The sequence below is a fragment of the Pseudoalteromonas sp. SR45-5 genome (assembly GCF_014163565.1).
In the GTDB taxonomy this organism is placed as follows: domain Bacteria; phylum Pseudomonadota; class Gammaproteobacteria; order Enterobacterales; family Alteromonadaceae; genus Pseudoalteromonas; species Pseudoalteromonas distincta.
Genome location: NZ_JACJDN010000094.1, coordinates 1 through 8,916 on the forward strand (window position 1 = coordinate 1; position 8,916 = coordinate 8,916).

9 protein-coding genes and 1 pseudogene are annotated in these 8,916 nt (G+C 40.5%); 8 read left to right on the plus strand and 2 right to left on the minus strand.

What is annotated here, in order from left to right; all coding sequences use genetic code 11:
• Positions 1-25: 25 nt before the first annotated feature.
• Positions 26-2,107: a TonB-dependent hemoglobin/transferrin/lactoferrin family receptor gene (locus tag H5072_RS05590; protein WP_182692936.1), complete on the minus strand. Its 2,082-nt coding sequence runs from the start codon at positions 2,105-2,107 to the stop codon at positions 26-28.
• A gap of 139 nt (positions 2,108-2,246) precedes the next feature.
• Between H5072_RS05590 and H5072_RS05595 the strand changes: the two genes are divergently transcribed.
• From H5072_RS05595 to H5072_RS05610, 4 genes are read left to right on the plus strand one after another with little or no spacing between them, the layout of a single operon-like run.
• Positions 2,247-3,056, plus strand: a complete 810-nt coding sequence (locus tag H5072_RS05595) for a hemin ABC transporter substrate-binding protein (RefSeq protein WP_182692937.1) — start codon at positions 2,247-2,249, stop codon at positions 3,054-3,056.
• Positions 3,053-4,105, plus strand: a complete 1,053-nt coding sequence (locus tag H5072_RS05600; RefSeq protein WP_182692938.1) for an iron ABC transporter permease — start codon at positions 3,053-3,055, stop codon at positions 4,103-4,105. The genes H5072_RS05595 and H5072_RS05600 overlap by 4 nt, the downstream gene beginning before the upstream one ends.
• Positions 4,102-4,890, plus strand: coding sequence for a heme ABC transporter ATP-binding protein (locus H5072_RS05605; protein WP_182692939.1), 789 nt, complete (start codon positions 4,102-4,104; stop codon positions 4,888-4,890). The genes H5072_RS05600 and H5072_RS05605 overlap by 4 nt, the downstream gene beginning before the upstream one ends.
• Entirely contained in the window at positions 4,887-5,606 is a 720-nt protein-coding gene (locus H5072_RS05610; RefSeq protein WP_182692940.1) for a HugZ family protein, read from the plus strand. The genes H5072_RS05605 and H5072_RS05610 overlap by 4 nt, the downstream gene beginning before the upstream one ends.
• 66 nt (positions 5,607-5,672) lie before the next feature.
• On the opposite strand, the gene H5072_RS05615 is transcribed toward H5072_RS05610, so the two are convergent.
• The gene (locus tag H5072_RS05615; RefSeq protein WP_182692941.1) at positions 5,673-6,605 is read right to left on the minus strand and encodes a ChaN family lipoprotein; all 933 of its coding nucleotides are present in this window, start codon (positions 6,603-6,605) and stop codon (positions 5,673-5,675) included.
• 364 nt (positions 6,606-6,969) lie between these two features.
• Between H5072_RS05615 and H5072_RS05620 the strand changes: the two genes are divergently transcribed.
• The 4 genes and pseudogenes from H5072_RS05620 to H5072_RS05635 form a co-directional block, all read left to right on the plus strand.
• Positions 6,970-7,248 (plus strand): hypothetical protein, encoded by a 279-nt coding sequence (locus H5072_RS05620; protein WP_182692942.1) that lies wholly within the window; start codon positions 6,970-6,972, stop codon positions 7,246-7,248.
• Positions 7,249-7,376: 128 nt separating this feature from the next.
• The gene (locus H5072_RS05625; protein WP_182692943.1) at positions 7,377-7,832 is read left to right on the plus strand and encodes a HEPN family nuclease; all 456 of its coding nucleotides are present in this window, start codon (positions 7,377-7,379) and stop codon (positions 7,830-7,832) included.
• A gap of 69 nt (positions 7,833-7,901) precedes the next feature.
• Positions 7,902-8,384, plus strand: a complete 483-nt coding sequence (locus H5072_RS05630; protein WP_182692944.1) for a hypothetical protein — start codon at positions 7,902-7,904, stop codon at positions 8,382-8,384.
• Between the two features lie 129 nt (positions 8,385-8,513).
• Positions 8,514-8,916 (plus strand): annotated as a pseudogene (locus tag H5072_RS05635) (hypothetical protein); the annotation flags it as partial.

The window sequence follows — 8,916 nt, forward strand, 5'->3', positions numbered from 1 at the left end:
TGCTATTTAATTTTCTAGGAGCTAATTAAAACTCATAGCTTATTTTGGCTGAAAAGTTACGCCCAGGTTGGGTGTATTGGCTAAAATCAGCACCTTGTGATTGACCTGCAATCAACTCAAAAGGTACATATTCTTTATCGAGCAAATTAAGTACACCTACATTTAGCTGCCACGCTTGCCATTCGTAGTTTGCGTATAAATCAACAACGCCGTAGCCATGTCCTTGCGTAGTTTTATTACCGTTTGTATCAAGTACTACATCCGATTGCGATTTAGCCAAACGCAACGCGGCGGTCCAGTTAATATTACCCTGTTCTGTACTTAACAATACTGAGCCATTTAACGGGCTAATGCTGGTAAGAGGCTGATCGGTTTCTTTATTTTCACCATCAACGTAAGCCACGTTTGCCTCTAGTAGTATATTTTCAGCTACATACATGGCAATTCCTGCTTCAACACCGCTTATTTGTGTTTCGCTAATATTTTGGTACTGATACAGCGTTTTGTTTACGCTAGGAATGTACGTTGGCTCAACACCCACTACGGCGGTTTCTATAAAGTCATCGTATGCTGCATAAAAAGCACTTAAATTTACACTAATATCGCTGCTGGCGTATCTTAGCCCAAGCTCAAACGAATCACTGCTTTCAGGGTCTAAATCGGCGTTTGGTAATATTTGATAAAACGGCTCAACGCCGTGGCTTTGATAGGCTTGGTCGTGTGGTGGTATTTTAAAGCCTCGTACGTATTGCCCGTACAACGACAAGTTATCATCCACTTGGTATATAGCACCTAGCTTAGGCGAAAAAGCAGATTCGGTAATATCACCAAGCTGCGCATCGGCGTATAGCTCATCATTTTTAGCCTCTAGGGTGTAGTAATCATATCGCACACCCGCAATAACTGACCACGCGCTATTATTAAACGAAATACTATCTTGTACATAAGCGCCAATTAAAGAGGTATCAGCCCCCGGGAATGCTTTTTGTTTTTGATCTGTAAAATCAATAGTGCCATCGGCTAAAATACGGGTTTTAAAACGTGGGCGGGTGGTGTCGTATAAGTCTATATCAATCCCGTATACCACTTCATGATCGGCACTCTCTGCGTTAAACCCTTTATTAAATACCGCTTTTAAACCTAAAATATTTTGCTCAAAACGATAGTCGTTATAATCGGTGTAGGTGCTTGCGCCACTAATTTGATCGCTTTGTTGCTCGTAACTACTATAAGACACTTGCCCATACCATTTATCAAACGCGGCGGTTGCTACTTCTGAATGGTAATCGAGCGCCAGTGACCAACTCGTGTCATCTTCTTCGGTTTCTTGAACAGCGGGGGTTATTACTTGCTCAGTTGTTTGATTAAAGTAATCAAGGGTGTATTTAAGTGTGCGTTTTTCATCAAGCTGTTGCTCAAATTTAACTAATAAAGCATCCGACTTAGCATCATAACCGGGTAAATTTTCGTCATAGTTTTGTACTTCTTCGCTGTCGCGGTGGCTATACACGGCGCTTACTGCAAAGTCGCCTAAGTCTTTTGCCGCAGTAATATCGGCGGCTACTTGATTACTTTGACCTTGATACCCAAGCGCCATTTTTACAAAGCTGCTGTTATTTTTTAAATAATCACTAGGATCTTTAGTGGTTATAACCACAATGCCACCAAGTGCATCAGAGCCATATAATGACGATGCAGCACCTTTGGCTACTTCTACTTGTTTTATACCTGCTACGTCAAAATAATTACGGCCAACTAAATAGCCCCCTCCGCCTGCATAACCATCGTTGGTGCGTCGGCCATCTTTTATAAATACAACACGGTTACCACCAACACCACGTACTGTAAGTGTTTGCGCGCCGGCGCCACTGCCTGTCGTTGCAATGCTTGGGTCGTACTTAAACATGGTTTGTAAATCTACAGCTAGCTGACGCTCTATGTCTTGCTCGGTAATAACAGTAACTGAGCCTGTAACATCTTTAAGCTTTTGCTCAAAGCGCGAGCCACTTACAACAATATGATCGTCAATTATGTTTTCGGCAATGGCAGTGCCCGAGCCGAGTAGTAAGGTTGCTATAGCAGTAAATCTAAACGCAGAGGGATTCATTTTAACTCCAAATGATAATAGTTATTATTTATGGCGGAGATGTTACAACTAAGTCAAAATAAGATCAATTAATTATGATAATCATTTTCATTTAGATTTAACTGGTTATAATAGCCAAAAAATAAAACCGGAGTGTGTAATGAAATACCTATTTATATTGTTTGCTTTAATGGCCCAATCTGCGGTTGCACAAGAGCGCGTTATTAGCGCTGGCGGCACCCTTACAGAAATAATTTATGCGCTAGGCAAACAAAATACCCTTGTAGCGGTTGATCAATCGAGCATGTACCCGCACCAAGCCACACAATTACCACAAGTGGGCTATTATCGCGATTTAGCGGCAGAAGGCGTACTTTCAATGCGTCCAACCACCTTGTTAGCGCTTGAAGGCGCAGGGCGTAGCCAAGCACTTAAGCAAATTGAGGCAACAGGGGTTAAGCTAATTCATTATAAAAAGCCGACCTCAGTTAACGAGCTACTTGAGCTAATTAAACGCCTTGGTACCGATTTAAACGCTAAGCAAAAAGCACAAACACTTATTACGCACATTACAAAATCGTTACCTGAAAAAGCAAAAGCGCCAACACACAGCGCGCTATTTATACTCTCAGCTAATGAGCGCGGGCTTGTTGCCGCCGGGCAAGAAACCGTCCCTAATTTATTATTTAGCTATGCAGGCATTACTAATATAGGCGCTACGTATTCAGGCTTTAAAGCAATAAATAGTGAAGTACTGGCTGTAAATCAGCCCGACTTTTTAGTAGCCCCAGCCCATGTTGTACAAAGCCTTGGCGGTAAGCAGGCTTTTTGTGAGCAACCGAACCTACGCTTATTAAAAGCGGCGCAAACCTGTAGCTTACTTGTAATGGATAGCCTACTTTCGCTTGGCATGTCGCCGCGTATAGCCACAGCAATTAATGAGCTTAACGAGTACAAAGCCCACTTATGAACACCCTAACATTGAGCCGTTTTAAGCCTGTAACACTTAGCCAAACCCATAAATGGATGCTATTAGCCTCTGTGTGTATTTTTGCTTTGGCGCTACTTAGCATAGGGTATGGGCCAGCAGGGTGGGATTGGCGTTTAGCCATTGCTTGGCTTGCGCCTGAGCGCTTTAATCAGTTTGATGCGCTGCAAATAAATGTCGTAATGCAAATACGTTTGCCACGCTTTTTGCTTGCAGTGCTTGTAGGGTTGGTGCTTGCTCAAACAGGCGCGTCAACGCAAGCGCTGTGCCGCAACCCATTGGCCGACCCATCTATTATTGGCATTAGTGCGGGTGCGGCTATGGTTGCTGTGGCGTTTATAGCACTTAGCGCGCAGTTTAATTTTAACGCGCAGTTGTATTTACCTTATGCGTCGTTTTTAGGGGCGCTTGGTGTTACCTCGCTGGTATATTTTATTGCCAAGCAGCAAGGGCAAATTAATATCACCACACTTATATTAGTCGGGGTTGCTATTAACGCATTAGCATTTGCGGTTATTGGGCTACTGAGCTTTTTTGCCGATGACAGTGCATTAAGATTAATAAATTACTGGACCATGGGCTCATTAGGCGGAGCAAGCTGGAGCACGATTATTCAAGCTGCGCCGTTACTGTTTATCAGCCTAATTGGCCTGTGGCGGTTAAAAGAGCCCATGAACTTACTCCTTATTGGCGAGTCACAAGCTCAGTACCTAGGGGTAGACACCAACAAGCTCAAACTATATGTAATTATACTTGTTGCACTAGGAGTAGGGGCGGTTGTGGCACTTACCGGCTTAATAGGGTTTGTTGGTTTAGTAGTCCCGCATATTGCCCGATTAATGGTGGGGCCGCATTTACGTAATATGCTGCCGCTTTGTATGCTAATTGGCGTAGTGGTATTGCTACTTTCTGACTGGCTAGCACGCATTGCCATAATGCCATCAGAGCTACCCATTGGAATTATTACTGCGCTTTTAGGTGCGCCATTGTTTATTTATTTAATCGTTAAAAATAAACGAGGTTGGTCATGATCGCATTTAACAACCTAAGTGTTGGCTTTGGTAACCATAACGTTTTAAACACCATTAATGGCAGTGCTAAACAAGGCCAACTTGTTGCACTACTTGGTGAAAATGGCGCGGGTAAATCAACCTTACTGCATACCTTAGCAGGAATGCATTCCTTTACAGGCAATGTACTTTTTAATGCTAAGCCGCTAGCCTCTCACGCTAAAAAAAGCCTTGCAACACAGCGCGCAGTCATGATGCAAGCTAACCACGTAGGGTTTGATTTTACTGTATTTGAGCTTATTGCAATGGGCCGCTACCCGTATGTAGAGTCATTAAAAATGCAAAGCGAAAAAGTACATAAATACGCCGCTATTATGGATTTAAGTAATTACTTAACTCGCCGCGTAAGTTCACTTTCGGGCGGCGAGCAACAACGTGTGCATATGGCGCGTACTTTAGCGCAGCTAAACGCCTTTACACAATCGGCCGAGCCAAAACTAATGCTGCTCGACGAGCCTACATCAGCACTTGATATGCGCCATCAACATGCTTTGCTCAGCTGCGTTAAAGCGTTTGTAGAGCAGGGCAACAGCGCCATTATTGCAATACACGATCTAAATTTGGCCAGCCTTTATGCAACCGACGCTATTTTACTGCACAACAAAAAAGTGCTGCAAAGTGGGCCTATAAACACCGTATTAACAGAACAAAACTTACAACAAATGTACGCCATGAAACTGCACGTAAATCCTCATCCTTATAACGATGCACCCATGGTTTTTTCTCAACGTCAGGAGTTTTTATGAGAGAGCAAGCATTAAACGATGCACGCACCTTGGTTTACAAAACCAATGCTGGTGTCATGTCGACCATTTCTAATAATTTACGCGGCTACCCGTTTGGCTCGGTAACCCCCTATATGTGCGACGAACAAGGCCGTGTTTACTTTTTTATTAGCGATATAGCCCAGCACACTAAAAATCTAAAGCACGACTCACGTATGAGCCTAACTGTGTTTGATGCCACCGACAGTGGCGATCAAAACGAGCACGGCCGCGTAACGCTTGTAGGCGATGGCTCTATCGTGCCAAGTGAGCAAGCACACACTTTACTTGATAACTATATTTCCCTATACCCCGAAGCCGCTAGCTATCGCAACGCGCACGACTTTCAATTATGGCAATTAGACGTAGTGCGAGTGCGTTACATTGGCGGCTTTGGCAAAATATTTTGGCTTGAACAAATCGAGTGGCAGGGCGAGGCAAAAAACTGGGATGAAAGCCAGCAGCAAAGCATGATTAACCATATGAATGAAGATCACCAAGATGCTATGTCGCTCATATTAATGCAGCACTACGGCGTAGCCGATAACACCCCTATAATGAGCGGCCTATTACCCACTGGTTTTTATATACAAAGCCAAAAGCGTAATTACTTTATTAATTTTAAAACCCAGTGCAACAGCCCGTTAGAGGTACGTAAAGCGCTGGTTGAGCTAACCAACCAAGCCCGAAATAACTAACCTAAATACATGACGACATAGTTAACCTGAGCCCTGGTTAAGAGATTCACTAACTATGTCGTTATTTTATAAGCAAGCTGTTTGCTCGCCTCGCTTGCCTAACGCTTTAAAAGCGGCTTGCTGATGTTCTTTTTGTACATAACGGGTTGGCAAAGGGTTAACCTGCAACTGATACCCACTTTGATTAGCTTGCACATTCGTTACCGGCGATATCCACACAACATTTAGGTCTGGCGCTAAACGCTTAATAACGCGCGCTATACCTTCGCCATTTTTTACATGAAAATCGCCCGCTATATGCATTACTTGCGCATCTTTATGATTATTTAAATAGTTAACGATAGACTCCCCCATGGTTTCATCCCAGGTAACTTGCGCAGCATAATAATTCTCGTTTTGACTCGGCGAGCCGTGGTGCATTGAGGTCATAAAACGTTGTTTATAATCACTGGGGGACGTATCAATAGCGGCTGCAATATAGCTCTGCTGTGTTTCATCAAGTTTATTTAGGTAGCTTATGCCTTGCCTGCCAATACAGGTGACTATATTTTTAGGGGCATTGGCAGCGATTACATCGCTATTGTTCGCTTTAGCCAGCTCTATAAGCGCTCGATAATCACTTTTGTAGTTAGGCCACGCTTGGGTGTTATCAATTAAGTATTGCTCACCAATTTCACCTTTAACATACTGGTTTAAAATAGGCTGATCGGCGCGGCTAAACTGCTCAAGCGACAGGGCAGTGCGTTTATTGACTCTACTTAATTGCTCAAATAACTCAGCCTGAAATAAATGCACACCCGGGTGCGTATGCCATTCACCTACTAAAACCACATCGGCATTTAATAGCGTGGGCTCTAATAATAAAGAGCTAACAGGCTTTGCTTGTGCATTATAAAGCGCAGTGTAATAAAGCGATGAGCTTTTATCAGGCGGCACAGTTGTTGTGCTACAACCACTCAAACCCGTAACTAACGCCAGAGTTAAGATAGACTTTTTCATACACACCTTCAAAACCTTTTAATGCAAATAATTATCAATATCATATATTTATAAAACCTATTAAGCCAGCCAAAAACAGTAAAAAATAAATAAGCAAAGAAGATCAAATAAGACATTGTAGAGTGCAATTGATAGGCAGTTATGAGCGATAACCAGTCATTCAAAGTTAATAGCCATCCGCTCAGTAATACTAAGAGAAAACGTCCCCTTTTTTATATGATGTAGTAACTGATCCTAAGCATAATATTTATAGCTGGCAATAACTTACACTATTTGCTATTAATATAAGCTCATAAAATAAGGACATTCTCGCGTAAAATAGGGAAAGTGTCCTCTGATAAAACTGTTATGTAACGGAGATAAAATGAACTATCGCATTAAAATTAGGCAATTAACTGACAACGATTTAGGCAGAGACTGTCAATTCCCAAATACAGACTCTGAAAATTATATTACTCATGTAGATTCACTTTTGGAAAGCCTAAGAGCGATTGAAACAATTGATACTGTAAATGAAATTGGTGGCACTATTATTATTGAGTCACAACTCACTGATAAAGATGACTTTTGGAGTTCCATTAAATTCTTATTCGAAGATGAGAAAGAAAACATTAAGTTCCTATCTGCTGAGCAAGTTGCATAACAAGAGCTTTAAACGGAATAAAAACAGTTGGTTAGGTTCCGCTTCGCTCCACATTATAACCAACAATTTTTATCCGCTAAAGCAGACGTTATGTGCCTTTGCATCAATCTTCAACTTGGGGGTTTTAAATGGGAAATTACGCTAACTTTGAACCTGACTTTATCCAAAGAACAATATCTTTGATAGACCAATATGATGAATTCATTACAGATGTAGAGTTTGAAAAACAGTACAATTACACTTTAATAATTAACTGTTTTCTTGGTTTAATTGTAATGCCTAAAGAAAGAATCATAAAGAATATTCCAAATGAAGTACTTTCTAATGAATTCAAAACTCATCTTGGACTAGAAAACTCTGAAATACATGATTCTATAAACGACCTCCAAAAACTAATTCATCAACTTCGTAATAGTGTTGCTCATTTTAACATTGAAGTAATTTCGGCAGATCAACATTTCACAGTCGACTACTTGCTATTTAGGCATCGTAATAATAGAGTTATGGCTAAAATTCCAGCTAGTAACATGAAAGCATTTCTAAAAAAATATGCGGACATTTTACTCAGTAATATTAATTCTTAATAAGTCGGCACATAACAAGGCGTTAGCCAACTAGCGATGTTTGTTAGTATTGCGGAGTAAATAAAATACATGCTTACTATCGAAGAACTTAATATTTATTCTCGGTGCACTACTAACGAATTAATTGACTATGTAAAAAGTAAACAGTTAACGACAACAGAAATGGATCTAGATTACCTGAGTTATGCTGAAAGAATGGAGTGTTTAGATAAACTACGTACTCTTCATCAATGGCTATTATTTCGTGAAGAAGGTTGCTTAGAGTATTTGATTGCTGAACATAAGTTCTCACGAGATAAGAGTCATAATTACCTTTGTGACTTTAGTATTAATTATAGTGAAGAATGGTCGGAAGTATTATCAAATTTTAATGAATCCATCGGAAATATATCTAAACAAAAAAACAAATTAACTCCTGTTCAGCGAATATTTCAAGTTATTTGTGATTATTTTCTTATAAGTATTATAATATTTATACTTGTCACTTTAGGCGTATCTAAAGCACTTTTAACAAACCCAATAGAAGCGTTTTTAAACCTTTTGGGCTTTTAGCTACAATGCAAAGTTGGCTAACTAGGCGCTTAAACGGAACAAAAAACAGTGGGTTACATTTCTCTTCGCTTCACATTATAACCCATAATTTTTGTCCACTTAACGGGCGTTATATTTTCAGGAGTAGTTGTGACTAAATTCATAGATAGCGCTATTTTATTAGCAATTTGTACTGCATTATTGTTTTCTTGGAGTACAGCGCATTACCATGGCTTTTTGATTGCAGCTCACCTAGATTCGGACCTGATGGAGCGAAGTTTTCACCAAGTCATTTATAGTGGCTTAATGTTGTCAATGCTTCCACTATTTTTAGTTTTATTTACAGTTTCTGCGTTACTTTATTCTTACTCCCATATGTTACTTCCTGAATATGTCAACTTTGTCCGTAGGAGCTATAAAGCAAAACGAAAGGTTGTAAAAACAAGGAAGTATTGGGTCGGTAAAAGGATCGCTCCAGAAATAGAAAAGCGAGAAAAAAAGAGGTTTAATAATTATTTTATCCTGTTTGGCATAGCTACCTCATTTTTATTAA

Excerpts from the sequence above, each read along its gene's own strand:
- H5072_RS05590 (WP_182692936.1), bottom strand. The coding sequence starts at position 2,107 with ATGAATCCCTCTGCGTTTAGATTTACTGCTATAGCAACCTTACTACTC.
- H5072_RS05595 (WP_182692937.1), top strand. The coding sequence starts at position 2,247 with ATGAAATACCTATTTATATTGTTTGCTTTAATGGCCCAATCTGCGGTT.
- H5072_RS05600 (WP_182692938.1), top strand. The coding sequence starts at position 3,053 with ATGAACACCCTAACATTGAGCCGTTTTAAGCCTGTAACACTTAGCCAA.
- H5072_RS05605 (WP_182692939.1), top strand. The coding sequence starts at position 4,102 with ATGATCGCATTTAACAACCTAAGTGTTGGCTTTGGTAACCATAACGTT.
- H5072_RS05610 (WP_182692940.1), top strand. The coding sequence starts at position 4,887 with ATGAGAGAGCAAGCATTAAACGATGCACGCACCTTGGTTTACAAAACC.
- H5072_RS05615 (WP_182692941.1), bottom strand. The coding sequence starts at position 6,605 with ATGAAAAAGTCTATCTTAACTCTGGCGTTAGTTACGGGTTTGAGTGGT.
- H5072_RS05620 (WP_182692942.1), top strand. The coding sequence starts at position 6,970 with ATGAACTATCGCATTAAAATTAGGCAATTAACTGACAACGATTTAGGC.
- H5072_RS05625 (WP_182692943.1), top strand. The coding sequence starts at position 7,377 with ATGGGAAATTACGCTAACTTTGAACCTGACTTTATCCAAAGAACAATA.
- H5072_RS05630 (WP_182692944.1), top strand. The coding sequence starts at position 7,902 with ATGCTTACTATCGAAGAACTTAATATTTATTCTCGGTGCACTACTAAC.